The 16,575-nt window shown below is 48.2% G+C and carries 27 protein-coding genes; 26 read left to right on the forward strand and 1 reads right to left on the reverse strand.

Going from position 1 to position 16,575, the window contains the following annotated elements; genetic code table 11:
* Nucleotides 1-75: 75 nt before the first annotated feature.
* Genes WH95_RS18440 through WH95_RS18475 form a run of 8 tightly spaced genes read left to right on the forward strand, consistent with a single transcriptional unit; the run spans nucleotide 76 to nucleotide 3,186 of the window.
* On the forward strand, nucleotides 76-336 hold the full coding sequence (locus WH95_RS18440) for a DUF2312 domain-containing protein (RefSeq protein ID WP_046509848.1): 261 nt from the start codon (nucleotides 76-78) through the stop codon (nucleotides 334-336).
* Nucleotides 336-1,121 (forward strand): DNA cytosine methyltransferase, encoded by a 786-nt coding sequence (locus WH95_RS18445; RefSeq protein ID WP_046509849.1) that lies wholly within the window; start codon nucleotides 336-338, stop codon nucleotides 1,119-1,121. Before WH95_RS18440 ends, WH95_RS18445 begins: the two co-directional genes overlap by 1 nt.
* Nucleotides 1,118-1,480, forward strand: coding sequence for a RusA family crossover junction endodeoxyribonuclease (locus WH95_RS18450; RefSeq protein WP_046509850.1), 363 nt, complete (start codon nucleotides 1,118-1,120; stop codon nucleotides 1,478-1,480). The genes WH95_RS18445 and WH95_RS18450 overlap by 4 nt, the downstream gene beginning before the upstream one ends.
* Nucleotides 1,477-1,662 carry a hypothetical protein gene (locus WH95_RS18455; RefSeq protein WP_046509851.1) on the forward strand — a complete coding sequence of 62 codons (186 nt, stop codon included), beginning with the start codon at nucleotides 1,477-1,479 and terminating at the stop codon, nucleotides 1,660-1,662. Before WH95_RS18450 ends, WH95_RS18455 begins: the two co-directional genes overlap by 4 nt.
* The gene (locus WH95_RS18460) at nucleotides 1,663-2,025 is read left to right on the forward strand and encodes a hypothetical protein (protein WP_046509852.1); all 363 of its coding nucleotides are present in this window, start codon (nucleotides 1,663-1,665) and stop codon (nucleotides 2,023-2,025) included. It abuts the gene before it with no gap.
* Entirely contained in the window at nucleotides 2,022-2,246 is a 225-nt protein-coding gene (locus WH95_RS18465; protein ID WP_046509853.1) for a hypothetical protein, read from the forward strand. Before WH95_RS18460 ends, WH95_RS18465 begins: the two co-directional genes overlap by 4 nt.
* The gene (locus tag WH95_RS18470) at nucleotides 2,243-2,722 is read left to right on the forward strand and encodes a hypothetical protein (RefSeq protein ID WP_046509854.1); all 480 of its coding nucleotides are present in this window, start codon (nucleotides 2,243-2,245) and stop codon (nucleotides 2,720-2,722) included. The genes WH95_RS18465 and WH95_RS18470 overlap by 4 nt, the downstream gene beginning before the upstream one ends.
* Nucleotides 2,722-3,186: a hypothetical protein gene (locus WH95_RS18475; RefSeq protein ID WP_046509855.1), complete on the forward strand. Its 465-nt coding sequence runs from the start codon at nucleotides 2,722-2,724 to the stop codon at nucleotides 3,184-3,186. Before WH95_RS18470 ends, WH95_RS18475 begins: the two co-directional genes overlap by 1 nt.
* A gap of 35 nt (nucleotides 3,187-3,221) precedes the next feature.
* On the opposite strand, the gene WH95_RS18480 is transcribed toward WH95_RS18475, so the two are convergent.
* Nucleotides 3,222-3,827, reverse strand: a complete 606-nt coding sequence (locus tag WH95_RS18480; protein WP_046509856.1) for a hypothetical protein — start codon at nucleotides 3,825-3,827, stop codon at nucleotides 3,222-3,224.
* 326 nt (nucleotides 3,828-4,153) lie between these two features.
* Between WH95_RS18480 and WH95_RS20810 the strand changes: the two genes are divergently transcribed.
* The 18 genes from WH95_RS20810 (at nucleotide 4,154) to WH95_RS18565 (ending at nucleotide 16,555) form a co-directional block, all read left to right on the forward strand.
* On the forward strand, nucleotides 4,154-4,852 hold the full coding sequence (locus WH95_RS20810; protein ID WP_052742150.1) for a KilA-N domain-containing protein: 699 nt from the start codon (nucleotides 4,154-4,156) through the stop codon (nucleotides 4,850-4,852).
* On the forward strand, nucleotides 4,843-5,028 hold the full coding sequence (locus tag WH95_RS18490; protein WP_046509857.1) for a hypothetical protein: 186 nt from the start codon (nucleotides 4,843-4,845) through the stop codon (nucleotides 5,026-5,028). The genes WH95_RS20810 and WH95_RS18490 overlap by 10 nt, the downstream gene beginning before the upstream one ends.
* Entirely contained in the window at nucleotides 5,015-6,403 is a 1,389-nt protein-coding gene (gene dnaB, locus WH95_RS18495) for a replicative DNA helicase (RefSeq protein WP_046509858.1), read from the forward strand. Before WH95_RS18490 ends, dnaB begins: the two co-directional genes overlap by 14 nt.
* Nucleotides 6,400-7,254: a hypothetical protein gene (locus tag WH95_RS18500; RefSeq protein ID WP_046509859.1), complete on the forward strand. Its 855-nt coding sequence runs from the start codon at nucleotides 6,400-6,402 to the stop codon at nucleotides 7,252-7,254. The genes dnaB and WH95_RS18500 overlap by 4 nt, the downstream gene beginning before the upstream one ends.
* 2 nt (nucleotides 7,255-7,256) lie before the next feature.
* Nucleotides 7,257-7,559, forward strand: coding sequence for a hypothetical protein (locus WH95_RS18505; protein WP_046509860.1), 303 nt, complete (start codon nucleotides 7,257-7,259; stop codon nucleotides 7,557-7,559).
* Nucleotides 7,560-7,706 carry a hypothetical protein gene (locus WH95_RS21345; RefSeq protein WP_157846017.1) on the forward strand — a complete coding sequence of 49 codons (147 nt, stop codon included), beginning with the start codon at nucleotides 7,560-7,562 and terminating at the stop codon, nucleotides 7,704-7,706.
* Between the two features lie 4 nt (nucleotides 7,707-7,710).
* On the forward strand, nucleotides 7,711-8,199 hold the full coding sequence (locus WH95_RS18510) for a hypothetical protein (RefSeq protein WP_046509861.1): 489 nt from the start codon (nucleotides 7,711-7,713) through the stop codon (nucleotides 8,197-8,199).
* A 273-nt stretch (nucleotides 8,200-8,472) separates the two neighbouring features.
* Nucleotides 8,473-8,823, forward strand: a complete 351-nt coding sequence (locus WH95_RS18515; RefSeq protein ID WP_046509862.1) for an HNH endonuclease signature motif containing protein — start codon at nucleotides 8,473-8,475, stop codon at nucleotides 8,821-8,823.
* A gap of 176 nt (nucleotides 8,824-8,999) precedes the next feature.
* The gene (locus WH95_RS18520) at nucleotides 9,000-9,380 is read left to right on the forward strand and encodes a hypothetical protein (RefSeq protein ID WP_046509863.1); all 381 of its coding nucleotides are present in this window, start codon (nucleotides 9,000-9,002) and stop codon (nucleotides 9,378-9,380) included.
* Nucleotides 9,340-11,136 (forward strand): terminase large subunit, encoded by a 1,797-nt coding sequence (locus WH95_RS18525; protein WP_046509865.1) that lies wholly within the window; start codon nucleotides 9,340-9,342, stop codon nucleotides 11,134-11,136. Before WH95_RS18520 ends, WH95_RS18525 begins: the two co-directional genes overlap by 41 nt.
* A 6-nt stretch (nucleotides 11,137-11,142) precedes the next feature.
* Nucleotides 11,143-12,390, forward strand: a complete 1,248-nt coding sequence (locus WH95_RS18530) for a phage portal protein (RefSeq protein WP_046509866.1) — start codon at nucleotides 11,143-11,145, stop codon at nucleotides 12,388-12,390.
* Entirely contained in the window at nucleotides 12,380-13,228 is an 849-nt protein-coding gene (locus tag WH95_RS18535) for a head maturation protease, ClpP-related (protein ID WP_046509868.1), read from the forward strand. Before WH95_RS18530 ends, WH95_RS18535 begins: the two co-directional genes overlap by 11 nt.
* Nucleotides 13,229-13,243: 15 nt before the next feature.
* Nucleotides 13,244-14,548, forward strand: coding sequence for a phage major capsid protein (locus WH95_RS18540; protein WP_046509869.1), 1,305 nt, complete (start codon nucleotides 13,244-13,246; stop codon nucleotides 14,546-14,548).
* A 62-nt stretch (nucleotides 14,549-14,610) separates the two neighbouring features.
* Nucleotides 14,611-14,820 (forward strand): hypothetical protein, encoded by a 210-nt coding sequence (locus WH95_RS18545; RefSeq protein ID WP_046509871.1) that lies wholly within the window; start codon nucleotides 14,611-14,613, stop codon nucleotides 14,818-14,820.
* Nucleotides 14,821-14,822: 2 nt separating this feature from the next.
* Nucleotides 14,823-15,380, forward strand: coding sequence for a head-tail connector protein (locus tag WH95_RS18550; protein WP_046509872.1), 558 nt, complete (start codon nucleotides 14,823-14,825; stop codon nucleotides 15,378-15,380).
* Complete coding sequence (locus WH95_RS18555; RefSeq protein ID WP_046509874.1) at nucleotides 15,377-15,697, forward strand: phage head closure protein; 321 nt, start codon at nucleotides 15,377-15,379, stop codon at nucleotides 15,695-15,697. The genes WH95_RS18550 and WH95_RS18555 overlap by 4 nt, the downstream gene beginning before the upstream one ends.
* On the forward strand, nucleotides 15,694-16,179 hold the full coding sequence (locus WH95_RS18560; protein ID WP_046509875.1) for an HK97 gp10 family phage protein: 486 nt from the start codon (nucleotides 15,694-15,696) through the stop codon (nucleotides 16,177-16,179). Before WH95_RS18555 ends, WH95_RS18560 begins: the two co-directional genes overlap by 4 nt.
* Nucleotides 16,172-16,555, forward strand: coding sequence for a DUF3168 domain-containing protein (locus tag WH95_RS18565; protein ID WP_046509877.1), 384 nt, complete (start codon nucleotides 16,172-16,174; stop codon nucleotides 16,553-16,555). Before WH95_RS18560 ends, WH95_RS18565 begins: the two co-directional genes overlap by 8 nt.
* The last annotated feature ends 20 nt before the right edge of the window (nucleotides 16,556-16,575 follow it).

Here is a 16,575-nt window from a genome sequence, read left to right on the forward strand (position 1 = left end):
AAAACAACGGCAGCCTCCCTGTTGACTATGCCGGGGAAAGGTGTTCGCCCCGGCAGCTTTTTTGAGAGTGATTTTATGACGATAGCCGATGATAAAATTAAAAGCTCAGTCGAACGCCTAGAGCGACTTAACGACGAGATCAAAGCTCTCAATGCTGATAAAGCTGAGGTGTTGGCAGAGGCTAAATCATTCGGGCTAGACCCCAAGGTAATCAAGGCCGTCGTCAGGGATCGGGCGAAGGATCAACAAGCTCTCCGTGAAGAACAGGAAATCTATGATTTGTACTGGCACGCCGCACATGGCTCACGCGTGCACGCACGAGAGGCTGCAGAGTGATGCTCAAAGTTCTCGACATCTTCTCAGGCATAGGCGGCTTTTCTCTTGGCCTTGAACGAACCGGCGGCTTTGAAACTGTCGCGTTCTGCGAGATTGAAGATTACCCCCGCAAGGTATTAGCAAAACATTGGCCTGATGTGCCGATCTATAGGGACGTTCGAAATGTCAACGCAAAGCAACTTATTACCGATGGAATTGCCGTTGATATCGTTACAGGCGGCTTCCCCTGCCAAGACCTCAGTATCGCAGGAAAGCAAGCCGGCATCGAAGCGGAACGCTCAGGCCTCTGGTCCGAGCTCTGCCGAATTATTGGCGAAGTTCGACCCAAGTACGCAATCGTGGAGAACGTCACAAATTTGCTTAGTGGCCCTGACGAGCAACCAGGCGAATGGTTTGGCCGAGTTCTCGCAGACTTGGCCGAGATCGGGTATGACGCGGAATGGTATTGCATACCGGCTTCCTGCGTTGGTGCACCTCACCAGAGGGACAGGGTCTGGATCGTGGCCTACCCCAAATGCCCGGGACTACAAGGATTTATCTCGTTCAGGAGCACATTTATTAGCACGAAAAAGGCACTCGCCTTCAATAGCAACAAAAACTCTCGAGCTTGGGCGTCATTGGTTGGAGGTGAGCTCATTTTACGAAGCGGCGATGGGGTATCCGTTGGGATGGAGCGAGTTAGAATAAAGTCGCTTGGAAACGCTGTTCACCCTCTTGTGCCTGAGTGGATCGGATACGCAATTCTTGAAGCTGAAACGGCTCGTTATGCGGAGGCCGCGCAATGACCCCTGCTTCTGCCACATACACAACTCAAGCCAAACCCATAAGCCTGAACAACGCTTATAAAAACGTGAAGGGCAGAGGCAGGGTTAAGACTGCTGAATACAAGGCTTGGATCATGGCCTTGCAGTACGAGTTCAAAAGCCAGCTAAGGCATAAGATCGAAGGTCCGTACAAACTCATTATCAGGGTCAATCAACACGTAACTAAGGCAGATGTGGATAACCTCATTAAGCCGATTTCTGACGTGCTTGTTTCCATCGGCGCAACTGACGATGACCGGAAAATGCGCGGTGTCGATATCGAATACGAGGACCGCGAAGACACGATTATCTGGATTACAGGATATGGGAGGGCGGCGTGAAACGTAACGACTGGAAAAAACACCACGCAAGGCTTCAAGAGGTGACAAAGGCCGGAGATACACGGGGCATCCATGCCGCTTGGAAAAAGCTCCGTCAGTCCACAACGCAGAAGCTAATAGACGAAATGCCGCTGACGTCAAAAATACGACTTGGCATTAGCAGAATGACTAGGGGCGGGTGAATGTACAAGGTCGCCTCAAGAAAGGCTCAGAGCGCAGTCTCGCGGATGACGATGAGAAATACATCTGTGGACGGAATCAGTGAGCCAACGGACAAAGAGCGCAGAGAAAACCTTGTGTCTATTTACAAGGTAGTCGTTGAGAAGCTGACTGCACTCCCTAAAAAGCACCCTAAACGTGCGGAACTAGCTAAAGAAGCTCAACACCTACAAGGACAAATCAAATCCCTGGGCGACAAAAAGAAATTTAGAGGTATTGAGAACTACTTCATAGATGAAGTGAAGAGGGTTATGCCGCCTTTGCAGTTCAAGATGCTTATGAATTTGGCTCGTGAAAACATGAGAAAAGCAGAGGCAGCCGAATGACCGAGAAAGCGAAGACAAAGATCAAAAGCAGCGGGTATGCCGCTCTGGATATTATCAGAGGTCGTCATAGCTTAAAGAGACGGCTAAAGAAGGGCGAAAAGGTGTTCTTCGATGTTCGTGTCCAGATTGATCCTGATTCACGGGCTTGGAATGATGACGGCACCTCAATTGAGTTTGGCTGCATTGTTCTTGATGTTGATGAGGTGGAGGCAGCCGAATGACTGAGAAAACAAACCTCCGCAGATCGGAATACAATCTATTCAAGCTAATTACCGAGGCTCCGCTCGGACAAATTCGATATAAAAAGCTTGCGGAATTAAGTGGGAAATCAAGAACTGCATTTTGCAATTCAATATGCTTCCTAAGTCAAGCCGGGTTGATCTCGAAAACAGGCGGGACCAAAAACAAAACGGTTCACGCGAATAAGCGCCTCGATGAGGTACAGATAGGACCTGTTCAAGTGGACCGCATTCATATTCCTTTAAACACTGCCAAGCCGAAATCCAACAAATACAAGGGCCAAGAGAAAAGCCGTAAGTGCCTAAAGTGCCGCACCGAGTTCAAGAGCGAATGGCCGGGGGAGCGTATTTGCAAGGCGTGTAAAACAAGCCGGGCATGGACCGATGACAACCAATTCACACCCACAGGCGACGGTGACGGCTTCGGCGTGTCCAGTCTTGTTACGGGGGTGATTTGATGACTGAGATACAACTAACACCTACGCCCTATAAAGTTTTCGCTGCTCTCGTTGACGCTCCTGGTCATGAGATTTCATATACCGAGCTTAAGAATAAAAGCGGCATGGCTGATATTTCGTCTTTCCCTAGGCATATACAGGAGCTGGTGGCGAAAGGTCTTATACAGTGCCTCGGCAATCATCGTTCTCGCTATGTTGTGCTTAAGGCAAATCCCGCTGACGTGGTTGAGGTTGAGCGGTATTCACGAAAAACCAGTCAGCATTCTAAGCCGCTATCCGAGGCCGTTAAAAAGCGCAAATGCCTTTCCTGTCAGAAGACATTTAAGAGCGAATGGGTCGGAATGCGTATCTGTGGCGATTGTAAATTAACCCCTGCATGGCAGGGAGCAGACAACCCATACACCCCAGAATGCGATACAGAAGAAACTAATGTGTCAGGGTTAAGTACGGGGATATTGATATGACCGCAGTTGTCAAGGAATCCTTTACAGGTGGGGGTTTAACTATACCCCGCCAATTTCGAAATGTTGGTGTAAGACCTTCCTGCAATCGCCTCAAGGGCCTTCTTGGCTTCACCAGAGGGGAGGCGCTCACTTTTTACGCCCTGTGTCGTCTTGGGGTCGCTGCAATAATCAAGGATTGCTGGCTCAGTAACAGCGACTTGCGCGCACAATGCGATTGCGGCATCGACTTCATACCACCCCAAGGCGTTGGTCCGTTTATTCTCAACTCTTTCGATCAGTATCCTTATAACTGCTCTAAGATTCAATATTACATGAGCATCGCTAAACGTGAGATTATCAGGTCTTATTCTAAGTTCAATAATTGCATTTCGCTGATTGTCGGTAATCTCCCTGTCTTCACTTACCGGAATTGCGCTAACTCGAGCAATGCTTTGCATAGGGATACTGTTAAAAATCTCTTTGCCGTTATTAGGTGCCATGCCTTGGTTGACAATAGTTTTGGGGCTACTTACTTGGCCTTTGTAATTATACTCATCACGGCTGCTTCTCGGGCTGTAGTTACTTTCTTTACCACCAAAGAGATCATTGAGAACGTAAATAACGATGCCAATAAATATGGCAGTAATAACAAATTCGACCATTTTTCTTACTCCCCCTTAGCGGGAAGTTTTCAAAATAGACTCTACCAGAGTCCAGAACTTTCTTCATTATTGACAAAAATATACATCGGGCGTAGTCTTCCTCTTGAGGCGTTAGAACCTTTAAAAGAGCGGATACCCACCCCGAAAGTGTGGATTTTTTGTGCCCAAAATTTGGGTGTCTCACTTCGGTGGGAGGGCGGTGAATACAATACCCTTCGGGGGAATAAACCCGCCTGTCTCTTTTCAGGTTCTAAACCTCCCGCCACCAGTGGGTCGTTAGAAGCTCTTTGGTGTCGGTTGCTCAACAGCCGAAAAGAGGGCTTAAAATGACCAATTTAATTCCACATACCATAAATTCATCTGTAATTAACCAACGTTCAAGCGATGGGTTTATCAGCGCGACAGCTATGTGTAACGCTGCTGATAAACTACTCGCTGACTACAGACGCCTATCCTCTACAAACGAGTATCTTTGCGCCCTCAGTAACGATATGGGAAATCCCATAACGGACCTAATCCAGATTAAGCGCGGTGGTCGCCCAGCCGAACAAGGCACATGGGTTCATCCTAAAGTCGCCCTTCATCTAGCGCAGTGGTTATCCCCAGAATTTGCCGTTCAGGTGACGAATTGGGTTTATGACTGGATGACCGGACAAGCGCCCGTCGCAGTACGTGCTCACACACGCAAAAAGCCAGTCAAGAAACCGGAACACACAAAGACGCCTATAGAGCGGTGGGACGAGGCGCAGAGCTATCACCGAGCAAAGCAAAACAATATCCGCGCAGAACTCAGAGAGCTTATCCGGTCAACACTTGCCGAGAGTAAGCGGCTGACACCATTAAGTCTGACATGGGGTGAAGCTGGTGCGACGTTCCCAAAGGCTGAGCGCTTGATGACTGAGGCCAGTATACAGGCATTCGGCAACAACAACGAGGAAGCTTTGAGGAATCTATATGAGGCGGCTTCCCTGTACCGCGACACCCTTAAAAGTCTCGAAGGAAAGGCGCTTATTCCATGGCACTAGATATTCGAGTTTATCGGTACAGGAAGACAGCCAAAGAGCTTCGGGAAACCAAGGAACGGCTCAAACACTTCCTGACAAAACATGAAAGGGCCGCGCTTGGTTGCGCGGCTCACAGGGCCGAGGCTGAGGCTAACTTGATAGAGCGTATGCTTGGGGGTGGTGATGCATCCAAATGAACTACCTCATAACGAAGAGATTGAAATGGCGTTTATTGCCGCTTTAATGGCGAGCAATAAAGCCTATTACTATGTGTCCGACACTGTGCGCGTTGAACATTTTCACTTTCAAATCCACGCAGATATTTATCAGGTTATCACTGATTTGATAAACGCCGGAAAGCAAGCAAACGCCGTTACTCTGACAAACTACTTTAACCAGCACCCTTTATTGACCGATATTGATGTTAGAGCTTATCTGGGTGAATTACAGTCGTTTTTGGTTACTGTTATCAATATTAAAGATTATGCGGAACAACTTGAAGATTTGCACTTGCGCCGCGAGGCAATCAGGGCAGCACAAGAAGCCACCGAAAGGGCTTTATCTATAGATCTAGAAGAGACGGGCCGCGACGTAATAGAAGGGCTTGAGGGGCGTTTATATTCGATAATTGAGAAGGGCACCGAGAAAAAGCAACGATCCACAAAGGAAGTTGCCCAAAGCGCCTTCAAGAGTCTTGAGGAAGCATACAAGCGAGGTGGTGAGATACGGGGGCTATCAACAGGTTTTATTGATGTAGATCGCCGGATGGGTGGCTTATGCCAAACACACCTTATCATTCTTGCGGCAAGGCCATCTATGGGGAAAACCGCTCTTGCCATTAATATGGCGCGGAAGATCGCATCAGACGGTATACCCGTCGGAGTGTTTTCGCTCGAAATGTCTCCTGAAATGCTACATGACCGAATGGCGGCTGACCTCGCCACGGTTGATTCCGAGTGTATCAACCAAGGGCGACTTAACGAGGATGAATTTATACGGTGTCGAAATGCTTATAGGCAGATAGAAAATCTCCCCATAATCATTGATGAAAATTCGGCGGGATTTCCTGTGGAAAAGCTGGCGGCAAAAGCCAGATGGATGAAGCGGAAGCACAACATCAAGCTCATAATTGTGGATTACCTACAGCTTTTATCTGCCAGAGCCGAGAGCAAGGTTCAGGAAGTCACCAAGATAAGTAATACACTCAAGGCCATAGCCCGTGATCTAGATATACCTGTGCTGGCCTTGTCACAGCTTTCTAGGGCTGTTGAGCAACGGGAAGACAAGCGCCCCCAGCTATCTGATTTACGTGAATCAGGGTCTATAGAACAAGATGCCGATATAGTCGCTTTTCTGTACCGTGATGAATACTACGCAGAGCGAGAGAAGCCACAGAACAACAGCGACTTAAAGGCAATTGAGGCTTGGGAAGCTCGTAAGGAAGCGTCTTACGGCAAGGCTGATTTGATTATCAGTAAGAACAGAGCGGGCAGGGTCGGCACAGTGGGGCTATCGGCGCAATTACAGTACATGAGATTTGGAAATTTGGCTAAGGAAGGATATGCGGCATGATCAATGGTTGGGTGTGTGTCCATAGACGTATGGTGGAGTGGGAATGGTATACCGACGCGAATACTTTTCGCGTGTTTATGCACCTTCTTTTGAAAGCAAATCACGAGCCTAAAAAGTGGCGTGGCGTGACTGTGAAAAGGGGTCAATTAATCACCGGAAGAAAGGCCCTTTCTCAAGAATTATTGATTTCAGAGAGATCCATCAGAACTGCCCTTAAAAACCTTAAAATGACCAACGATGTGACCATCGAGCCGAGTAGCTCTTACTCATTGATAACAATAAACAATTACGAGAAATATCAAGATAAAAAAGAACCAAGCGACCAACAAAGTGACCAGCAAGCGACCAGCAAGCGACCAGCAAGCGACCAGCAAGCGACCACAAACAACAATGATAACAAGATAACAAAAGAAGAGGGTAAAGGGGGAATTTCGGAAAATGAGATCGAATTGCCAAAAGGGGTAGATAGCCCAACTTTTTCTCAATTAGTGAGTATGGCAAAGGGGATCAAATATCTGAAACGGACGGATGCAGAAGGGGCGGTTAAGGCGTGGCTTAAAAGGGCTGGTTTGGAATGCGGGACAGCCTTGATCCAGCAATGTTCGATGATGCGTTATGACGTGGATTGGATGGATGGGATGGTTAAGAAGCTTGAGAGCGGAGATTTAAAAACGCCAAGGCAGATTGCAGAAGCCAAGCTCGTAACCAAGCTTGAACGGGAAGGTGGGCACGAGAACCTGATGAAATATATTCAGCGCAGAAGGAAGTTGCCGGAAGAGGATAAGCCTAAGTTTGATGATATCGCTTTTAAGGAAAACGGCATCGAAATTGAACACGGGATTTGGGGGTAACAATGATCGATATAAAAAACGCAAAAATTTTATGGCGCAAGAAAACGGGCCCCGTGGAAGTTATTGACTGGAACGACAAGGAAACGAAAGAACAGGCGAGATTGACTAATTGCAATGGGGTTTGTCGGCGCGACTGGGTTGGGGCTGAAAGCGATGAAATACGTATGGAGATGCTGAAAGATCTATTTGTTTTTATTACTAGGAATCATGGTGTTGACCCGGTGGAAGTTCATCAAGCTTTTTGCAAGATCAAGCAATACACCGAATTGCATAGCTTTGGCGAGTTGATGAAAGCGGAGGGCTAAATGATCATGATTGGTAAGGCTCTCGTAGTATTAATTCTTGCCGCGGTGGGGATTTATTTTTCAAGGCTGGATGATTGGGATTTTACAACATTCATTTTTCTTGCTGCCGCTTTGTTTGGTGGCGTCGGACTGCTGGAGGGGAAGTAAGCGCATGACCAAAGCAAGCGAAGATCGCCTCATCAAGTGGCAGCGTAAACAGGGCAGGGTTATCGAGAGCGGCATTCTCACAGAGCAAGCCGGAGTGTTCGCGCATCGTGTCACAGATCAGCGGTTGATAGATCGGTACAGAGTGCGGGGGAATATTACACATCGCCAATGGGAGGCTGGTGATAGGCTGTATCAGACGTGGTACAGCGCGGGGCGTTCGCCTGTGCAGGTCGTGGGCATGACTGTGCGTGTTGATGGTGGTGGGGCCAAGCGGGAAATGTCAGAGCATCAGGCGTTGTGCTGGAGTAGTTTTGTCAGGGCTTTGAGGTCTTTGCCGTATTCGGCGCAGTCATTGATTGTTGATGTGTGCTTGCATGAAGTTAAAGTTGCAGAGCATACTAAACGAGTTGGACGAGGGCGTGACGGCGGTATGTATGGGCTGTCTTTGTCACTGGATTTTTTAGCGGATCATTATGGGATGCCGAGGGCGTGATGAAAACGGGACACACCGACCTACAAAACGGGACACACTTTTTTAAGTGGTTGTAATAAAAAGAAAAATTTTGCAATAAGTGCCGAAGTGGCGACCCATACGGGATTCGCATCCATGATTTGTGATTGTTTGAGACGAGTGACTGTTCCCTTTTTAATCTCTTTATGTTCATGCTCTGTTGACAGGTTCGGGGCTGAGTGATACATTTCAGATAGTTTCTAAAACGTGCGACCAAAGCCCTGCCTCTCGGTGGGGCTTTTTGCGTTGGGGATCATGGCTAAAAAGAACTGGAAAGAGATAGACCGCAAGCGCGGTAGTTCACGAGAGCGTGGCTATGACAACCGCTGGCGCAAGTATCGCAAGGAGTTCTTAGCTGCTAACCCGCTGTGCGTGAAGTGCAAGGCCAAGGGTATCATCGCCAGTGCGAACGTAGTGGATCACATCGAACCGCACAAAGGTTGCAACAAGTTATTCTGGGATACTGACAATCATCAGGCATTGTGTAGCCCATGCCACAACAGCACCAAGCAAGCCGATGAGAAGCGTGGTTACTCTAACGAGATTGGCTCTGATGGCTGGCCCGTTGATGGGGCGCATCCGTTTAACAAAACAAAGCGATTTTAAAGCTCACTGATGCGCTTGATTTACTCCAGTGCCTTACACCTCATTGATGATTAAAGATGCTTATCCTGAGCCTTCCTATAGGGGGGGAGGGGTAAAAGTCTAGGGGTCTAGGGTAAGGGACCGCCGAGGGGAGTTACATTTTCAGCGCCACAGTTCAGATTTTCGGGATTTAGGTAATGCCCAACCACAGAACGCCGTTAGCTAAGGCGCGGGCAACGGGACAGGACCGGAAAAACAAAGGTCGGTTCGAAAACAGGTCCGAGCCTGATGGAATTGTACCGCTCGGTGAGCCGTCCGAATTTATGAACGATGACGAACGCGGTATCTGGGAGGGGTTTAAAAAAGATTTCCCATGGCTTGCTGCTTCTGATCGGGTTTTGATGGAAATCGCCTGTGTGCTTCGGTGCAAGCTGATTAATCGCGAAGAGATGACGAACGCTGAAATAAACCAACTTAGAATGTGTATCTCGGCGATGGGCGGAACGCCCGCAGACAGGACAAAGATAACAATACCTGATGGCAAAACGAGAGACCCGGCAGACAGCTTCTTTAACTGATCGGGCGACTGCATACGCGCAAGGTGTTGTTGACGGTGATTTTCCGGCTGGCCCACATGTTAGAGGGGCTTGCAGGCGCCACTTGGATGATTTGCAAAACGGGCATAAGCGGGGTTTGTGGTTTGACTATGAAGCCGCTGCAAGGGTGATTGATTACTTTCGGGTTGTCCTGACGGTTCTCGATTTCAGGCTTGGGGAGGTTGTCCCTTTTGAACTGGCTGACTGGCAAGCCTTTTGTGTCGGGTCATTATTTGGCTGGAAGAAGGACAATGGAAATCGTCGCTTTCGAACTGCTTATATAGAAACGGGGAAGGGATCAGGTAAGTCGCCACTGGCTGCGGGTATTGGTCTTTACATGATGACCGCTGATAAAGAGCAGCGGGCAGAGATTTACGCGGCGGCAACAAAAAAAGATCAAGCAATGATCCTGTTTCGCGATGCGGTTTCGATGGTCAATGCTTCGCCTAACCTGAGTAACAGATTAACCAGATCGGGTGGCAATCCGGTTTGGCAATTGTCGCACTTGCCAACGGAATCATTTTTTAAGGCTATATCGAACGACAACGGACAGTCAGGGCCGCGACCATACTGCGCTTTGGTTGACGAGCTTCACGAGCACAAGGACAGAACCTGTCTGGAAATGCTTGAGGCTGGTTTTAAAGGTCGCGAACAACCGCTGTTGTTTATGATCACGAATAGCGGGTCAGACAGAACAACGGTTTGTTGGGAACAACACGAACACGGTGCGCGGGTTTGTAAGGGTGATGTTATCGATGACGATTTCTTTACTTATATTGCCGCGCTTGATGACGATGATGACCCCTTTACGGACGAAAGCTGCTGGGCGAAAGCTAACCCGACTTTAGGGATTACGATTAAAGAGGATTATTTACGCTCCCAAGTCGCTGCGGCAAGAGCGATGCCAGGGAAACAAAATACGGTTCTTCGATTGAACTTTTGCCGATGGACTGATGCTGAAAGTGCTTGGGTATCAAAGCAGGCGTGGGATGCATGTGAAAAAGATGTTCAGCTATCTGATTATATCGGAAAGCCATGCTGGGCTGGTCTGGATTTGTCTTACTCAAAGGATTTAACGGCACTGGCTTTGGTCTTTGCTGTTGAAGATGAATACCACTGCTTTGTTGAGTTCTGGACGCCGGGCGCAACAATGAAGCATCGGGCAGATCAAGACCGGGTGCCTTACCCTCAATGGGTCGAGCAAGGTTACTTAAACGCGACTGACGGCAAGATTGTTAAATTGGAATCAATTGGTTCGCGGCTTGGTGAGGTGATGGAAGATTTTGACCTACAAGCCGTTGCTTATGATCGATACAGATTTAAAGAACTTGAAGACGATTTCGCAGATTTAGGTATTGAGCCGCCGATGATTGAACACCCACAAGGGTTCAGGCGTGGCGGGGCGTTAAAAGACGTTCGCGGCGATCATATTCTCGATGAACATGGGAAGCCTAAAGAAAACCCGCTCTGGATGCCGGGATCTATTGAAGAGTTTGAAAACGCAATCATTGAAGAGCGTTTTGTAACGCCGATTAATCCGGTCCTGCGTTGGAATGTGTCTTCTGTTGTGGCCCGGGAAGATCCAAGCGGTGTGGGTAATAAAGTTTTTGACAAGCGAAAAGCAACAGGCCGGATTGATGGTGCTGTGGCTTTAGCGATGGGAATTGGCGCGGCTAAGGCTGGGCAATTGAATGGTGCTGACTCTGTTTATGAAGAGCGCGGCTTACTTGTGATGTGAGGCAAAATGGGTTTTAGGGATTGGTTCCGGGGCGATCAAGTACCGGCCAAAGAAGAAAACACGCCTCAAGCGATGGGCCAGACGTACGATTTAAGTAATGTGACGTCTTCGCAAGAGCTTGCAGATTATATGCGCTCCGGCAAAGAAACCGCTTCTGGCGTGGCAGTGGGGGAGTCCGAAAGCTTACAGGTTTCTACGGTTTTTCGCTGTGTAAATTTACTGTGTGGTGTCATCGGGACCGTCCCTATTCGAATTAAGGATGAAGAGACGTTAAAGGTTGATTACAAAAACCCTATTTCAGTCCTTATAAATCGCAAGCCAAATGGTTGGCAGACGGCGCAAGAGTTTAGAAAATATCTGCAAATGTGTGTTTTGCTGCGGGGTAATGGCTACGCTTACAAAGTGCGCTCTGGGAGTAAAATAGTTTCTTTAATCCCAATGCCTCCTAGCCAGACAGAAGTTAAGCAAGAGAACGATCTTTCGCTTAAGTACACATACACACGCCGTGATGGGACGAAAGTTGAGTTCGCACAGGATGATATCTTCCACCTACGAGGCATGTCACTGGATGGGGTTAAGGGATTATCTGTAATCCAGTACGCTAGAGAGGCGATAGGCTTTTCAAAGGCCGCATCAGATCATGGGTCATCAACATTCAAGAACGGAACTAATCTAGGCGCTGTGCTAGAGCATCCTAAATCAATGGGGCCAGACGCGCAAAAGCGACTTCGTGATGGTTTAGAAAAATATCGAGGGTCAAAGAACGCGGGTAAGACCCTCATTCTCGAAGAGGATATGAAATACAAGTCTCTCGGGATGACCTTCGAAGATGCTGAATTTGTTGAAAATAAAAAGTTCTCAGTCATAGAGATAGCCATGTTCTTTGGCGTTCCTCCGCATATGATCGGGTTCACTGAAACATCAACTTCATGGGGTTCTGGCATCGAGCAGCAATCAATGGGGTTTGTGAATTACACCCTCAATGATTGGTTCGAGACCTGGACGGGGGCCACCGAGCGCGACCTGCTGTCTAATCGTATGGATTTAGTTGCAGAGGTTGATTCGTCAAAACTGTTACGTGGCGATATTGCAGCCCGGTCTGAGGCAAACGCAAAATCTCTGCAATGGGGTTATCGTAGCCCGAATGAGGTACGCCGCTCAGAGGGTCTGCCACCAAGAGAGGGTGGTGACCGTTTCTATGAGCCGCCAAACACCGCAGGAAAGCAGAACGGAGATAAAGACAATGAGTCTTAAAAAACTTCCTGAAATAAAGGCTTTTGATAGCTCTATTGTTCGTGGCTGGATCATGAAAGACGAAGCTATTGACGGTTGGAACCCTGCTGTAAAAGCGGCTGACAGTGACAACACGACAATTACGATGCTCGATGTGATTGGCGACGATCCTTTTTCTGGTGGAGGCGTAACAGCAAAGCGGATTAGCGCAGCCCTTCGCAGTATCGGTGAGCAAGATATTACTGTTGAATTAAATTCCCCTGGTGGCGACTTCTTTGAGGGCATCACGATTTACAACATGCTTCGGGAACATAAGGGGCGAGTTACGGTTAAAATCCTCGGTATCGCTGCATCCGCTGCATCTGTGATTGCAATGGCCGGTGATGATATTGAGATCAGTGAGAGCGGGTTCTTAATGATCCATAATGCTTGGTCTGTCTTTGTTGGAAATCGCCACGATTTAAGAGGGGCTGCTGACACTTTGGAGCCGTTCGATACCGCGATGGCAGAGCTTTACGCAAAGAGGTCGGGCGAGAGTGTTGAGGTAACGTCCGAGTGGATGGATAACGAGACGTATTTTAATGGCAAGGAAGCTGTAGAGGCTGGCTTGGCTACTTCACTTCTGGAAAGCGACCAGATTGAACAAGACGAAACACAAGCCCTAGATGCAAAGGCAATTAGAGCCTCAATCAAATTAGACAACGCGCTTCGAGCGCATAAACCAGACATGACTCGCTCAGAACGCCGCGCGCTTCTGGGTGATGTTAAAGGCAGTAAGCTCGGCGCTACTGTAACCGTTACGCCCTGCGCTGACGATATATCCCTAAGCCTAATGAACTTGGCTAATTCAATCCGATAAACATAGGAAAATATCATGAAGACGCTAGATAAAACACGCGGTCCGCGTGGCTTTATGGCTGTGCGCGCAGATGCCACCGACCCTAAAGCTGCTGTAGAGGCGGTTCAAAAAGCCTTTGCTGAATTTAAGGCAACAAATGAAGAAATCATCAAAGCCGAAGTAAAAAAAGGCGTTGCTGATGTGATCGACGTTGAAAAGCTTGATCGCATCAACGCAGCGCTGAATGAACTTCAAGCGACCGTCGATGAAAACGCCAAGAAAATGGCGGCATTGCAGTTTGATCCTGTCCGAGATCAAGAAGAGATCGCACCAGAAGTTAAGGCGTATAACGACAAGTTCAATGACTGGTTCCGCAATGGCGGTGAGGCCCTTGAAAAAGAACTGAAAGCAGCTAATCGCCCAGGTGGCGTTATGGCCCCTCTCGCAGCTACAAATGATGTGGAGCGAGGGCTAACGGCACCTGTCGAATGGGACCGTCAGATTACTGACAAACTTAAAGATGCTTCCGAAATGCGTATGTACGCAACGGCAGTCCCAGTAACGGGCGCGGGCTTTAAGCATCTTTATAATTTGCGCGGCACATCATCCGGGTGGGTCGGCGAAACCGAGCAGCGGGATGCGACTCACGGCTCTGCTTTCGCGGATTACGAATTTTCTTTCGGGGAAGTTTACGCAAATCCAGCAGCAACAGATTATGTTCTTGAAGATTCAGAAACTGATATTGCTGCGTGGATTTCAAGTGAAATTGAAGATGAATTTGCGACGCAAGAAGGCATTGCGTTTGTAAGCGGTGATGGGGTTAAGAAGCCAAAAGGCATAACACAATATACCTCAACCATTGAAGGCGCTTTGGCTGCTGCTGATCGGCATCCTCTTGGCCCGATTGCTGAGGTTAATTCTGGTCACGCCTCTCAAATCACAGCAGATGGTTTGATTTCTTTAAAATACGCAATTTCAACCCGCCGCACATCAAGGGATACGGGTTATTTTGCGAACCGCAACACAATCGCCGCAATCCGTAAACTTAAAGATGGCGACGGTAATTATTTGTGGCAACCCTCGTATGCGGCAGACCGACCCCAGACTGTGGCTGGGCAAGCTATGCGTGAATTGTCTGGATTGCCGGATATTGCGGCTAACGCAATTCCAGTGCTTTACGGCGATATGAAGCAAACTTATCGCATCTTTGATCGTCGGGGGGTTCGTTTGCTTCGCGACCCGTACACCAATAAGCCTTACACCATGTTCTACACAACCAAGCGTGTAGGCGGTGGTTTGTGGAATCCTGAGTGGATGCGCTACCACAAAATCGCGGCTTAATTGGCTTATTTTTAATGATGGGGCGTGGACCAGTCTGCGCCCCTTTTTTATAGGTGATCATTATGAGTAACACTAAAAAAGAAGCCCCTGAGAAGACAGAAAAGAAGACTCAGGACAGCCGTTTTGAATCGGAAAAAAGCGGAAAGAAGTTTGAAAAGGCATTCAAGGGTGCAACTGGTGGAAATCCATACCCAACGGATTTTGCAAAGGGTGATGATTGCCCTAAAGACCTTCTGGATGCGGCAATAAGCGTTGGCGCGGTCAAAAAATAACCATGTCACTCACCATAACAACACCAGCAGCGGACAAGCCTGTTTCTCTCGCAGAAGCAAAGCGTCAATTGTCCATGGAGGACACAGCCGACGCTGATGCGCTTATCACATCTCATATTGCGGCGGCTACAGCCCATGCTGAGACAATTCTGGGGCGGGCTTTGGTGACCAGAACCTATACAGCGACACTTGATTGCTGGCTGGATTGTATCTGGTTGCAGATGCCCCCGCTTGGTGTTGTTAATTCTGTTAAGTATGACGATGTTGACGGAGTAGAGCAGACACTCGCTGCTTCTGTTTACGAGGTTGGAGAGCGTTTCGGACAGGCTTTCGTAAAGCTGGCCCCTAATCAGTCATGGCCTGATCTTGATAGCACTAAAAGTCTTGATCGCATTCGTATTGAATACACTGCGGGCTATGGTGATTCGTCTAAGGTTCCAGATGATATCAAACATGCAATATTGCTTTTGATTACATACTATTTTGACGAGGTTGATAGCAGTATCCTGACCACAGCCGAGAATATGTTAAGTCCTTATCGGGTGTGGGAGCTGGCATGAATAAGGGACGGCTTCGGGAGCGGATTTCCTTGCAAGAATTGTCACTCGTTAGTGATGGCGGTGGAGGTCAAACTGAAACTTGGGGAGAGGTCGCCAAAGTATGGGCCAATGTAAAGCCCCTCTCTGGTCGCGAGCAAATCACAGCCGACAAAGAAGCATCGACAACACTATATCGAATTAAAATCCGCAGCCGTGGTATTTCATCCTCTTGGCGCGTTGTTTGGGGATCAAAAATCCTGAATATCAGAGAGATTTTAGAAGGTGATAGCAGCGAAAGGTATTTGTTTTTCAATGCTGAATTAGGGGCTGCGACATGAGTGCTAAGGCTCACAACAGGCGACAGGCTGCGAAACTGCGCCGTTTGCTGCAACGTGCGCCAGAAGAAATTACCAAAGAAGTTAAAGAGGCTTTGGTTGAAGCGGCTCAGACGGTTCAGGCTGATGCCATTAAAAGAGCGCCTTATCCTGAATTGAAGCGTGCACTTGCTGATAAACAGGCCATAGGTATTCAATCCAACGGTTTTAAAGTTGTGATGGGGTTTCGGACGAAATCACAGCTTAAACGAAACGATGTTGATTATGAGCCTGCGTGGGTTGAGTACGGCACAAAGCCACACAGCTTAAAGCGGCGGTCATTCGTTAAGGGTAAGCAAATTAGAGTTGGTAGTGGCGGGCAGCACCCTGGTACACCAGCAAGACCATTTATGACGCCAGCCGCAGAGATTAATCGTAAAGAAAACCGTAGGCGTGTCGGTGATGCTGTAAATAAAGCTGTTAAGAGGATGGTTCGTAATGGCTGATGCGTCATGGAAGGTTCAGGAGGCTATCTACGCCAAGTTGAGCGCAGATTTATCAGTGAACGTCTATGATAATGTGCCGCCAGAAGCACAGGCCCCTTATGTCACGATAGGCGATGATACTGCGACCGACGACAGTACAAAAACGGATGACGGACAGCAAATAACGCTGACGATACACGCGTGGTCTGACTATGCCGGACGCAAAGAAGTCAAGGAGCTTGGAGCGCAGATTTACGCAAGTCTTCACAAGCAACCTCTTACTGTAACGGGCTTTGATGTTCGTGAAATCCGTTGGGTGTTTGGCGATACGATCCGAGAGCCAGACGGGCATACCTATCACGGTGTGCAACGATTTAGAATTTTTGTTCAAGGTTAATTCCAGCCGCTTTTGAGCGG

This window comes from Kiloniella litopenaei, from assembly GCF_000982415.1.
GTDB classification, from domain to species: Bacteria; Pseudomonadota; Alphaproteobacteria; order Kiloniellales; family Kiloniellaceae; genus Kiloniella; species Kiloniella litopenaei.

Coding starts and splice junctions, on each gene's coding strand:
- WH95_RS18440 (WP_046509848.1), top strand. CDS start 76: ATGACGATAGCCGATGATAAAATTAAAAGCTCAGTCGAACGCCTAGAG.
- WH95_RS18445 (WP_046509849.1), top strand. CDS start 336: ATGCTCAAAGTTCTCGACATCTTCTCAGGCATAGGCGGCTTTTCTCTT.
- WH95_RS18450 (WP_046509850.1), top strand. CDS start 1,118: ATGACCCCTGCTTCTGCCACATACACAACTCAAGCCAAACCCATAAGC.
- WH95_RS18460 (WP_046509852.1), top strand. CDS start 1,663: ATGTACAAGGTCGCCTCAAGAAAGGCTCAGAGCGCAGTCTCGCGGATG.
- WH95_RS18465 (WP_046509853.1), top strand. CDS start 2,022: ATGACCGAGAAAGCGAAGACAAAGATCAAAAGCAGCGGGTATGCCGCT.
- WH95_RS18470 (WP_046509854.1), top strand. CDS start 2,243: ATGACTGAGAAAACAAACCTCCGCAGATCGGAATACAATCTATTCAAG.
- WH95_RS18475 (WP_046509855.1), top strand. CDS start 2,722: ATGACTGAGATACAACTAACACCTACGCCCTATAAAGTTTTCGCTGCT.
- WH95_RS18480 (WP_046509856.1), bottom strand. CDS start 3,827: ATGGTCGAATTTGTTATTACTGCCATATTTATTGGCATCGTTATTTAC.
- WH95_RS20810 (WP_052742150.1), top strand. CDS start 4,154: ATGACCAATTTAATTCCACATACCATAAATTCATCTGTAATTAACCAA.
- WH95_RS18490 (WP_046509857.1), top strand. CDS start 4,843: ATGGCACTAGATATTCGAGTTTATCGGTACAGGAAGACAGCCAAAGAG.
- dnaB (WP_046509858.1), top strand. CDS start 5,015: ATGCATCCAAATGAACTACCTCATAACGAAGAGATTGAAATGGCGTTT.
- WH95_RS18500 (WP_046509859.1), top strand. CDS start 6,400: ATGATCAATGGTTGGGTGTGTGTCCATAGACGTATGGTGGAGTGGGAA.
- WH95_RS18505 (WP_046509860.1), top strand. CDS start 7,257: ATGATCGATATAAAAAACGCAAAAATTTTATGGCGCAAGAAAACGGGC.
- WH95_RS21345 (WP_157846017.1), top strand. CDS start 7,560: ATGATCATGATTGGTAAGGCTCTCGTAGTATTAATTCTTGCCGCGGTG.
- WH95_RS18510 (WP_046509861.1), top strand. CDS start 7,711: ATGACCAAAGCAAGCGAAGATCGCCTCATCAAGTGGCAGCGTAAACAG.
- WH95_RS18515 (WP_046509862.1), top strand. CDS start 8,473: ATGGCTAAAAAGAACTGGAAAGAGATAGACCGCAAGCGCGGTAGTTCA.
- WH95_RS18520 (WP_046509863.1), top strand. CDS start 9,000: ATGCCCAACCACAGAACGCCGTTAGCTAAGGCGCGGGCAACGGGACAG.
- WH95_RS18525 (WP_046509865.1), top strand. CDS start 9,340: ATGGCAAAACGAGAGACCCGGCAGACAGCTTCTTTAACTGATCGGGCG.
- WH95_RS18530 (WP_046509866.1), top strand. CDS start 11,143: ATGGGTTTTAGGGATTGGTTCCGGGGCGATCAAGTACCGGCCAAAGAA.
- WH95_RS18535 (WP_046509868.1), top strand. CDS start 12,380: ATGAGTCTTAAAAAACTTCCTGAAATAAAGGCTTTTGATAGCTCTATT.
- WH95_RS18540 (WP_046509869.1), top strand. CDS start 13,244: ATGAAGACGCTAGATAAAACACGCGGTCCGCGTGGCTTTATGGCTGTG.
- WH95_RS18545 (WP_046509871.1), top strand. CDS start 14,611: ATGAGTAACACTAAAAAAGAAGCCCCTGAGAAGACAGAAAAGAAGACT.
- WH95_RS18550 (WP_046509872.1), top strand. CDS start 14,823: ATGTCACTCACCATAACAACACCAGCAGCGGACAAGCCTGTTTCTCTC.
- WH95_RS18555 (WP_046509874.1), top strand. CDS start 15,377: ATGAATAAGGGACGGCTTCGGGAGCGGATTTCCTTGCAAGAATTGTCA.
- WH95_RS18560 (WP_046509875.1), top strand. CDS start 15,694: ATGAGTGCTAAGGCTCACAACAGGCGACAGGCTGCGAAACTGCGCCGT.
- WH95_RS18565 (WP_046509877.1), top strand. CDS start 16,172: ATGGCTGATGCGTCATGGAAGGTTCAGGAGGCTATCTACGCCAAGTTG.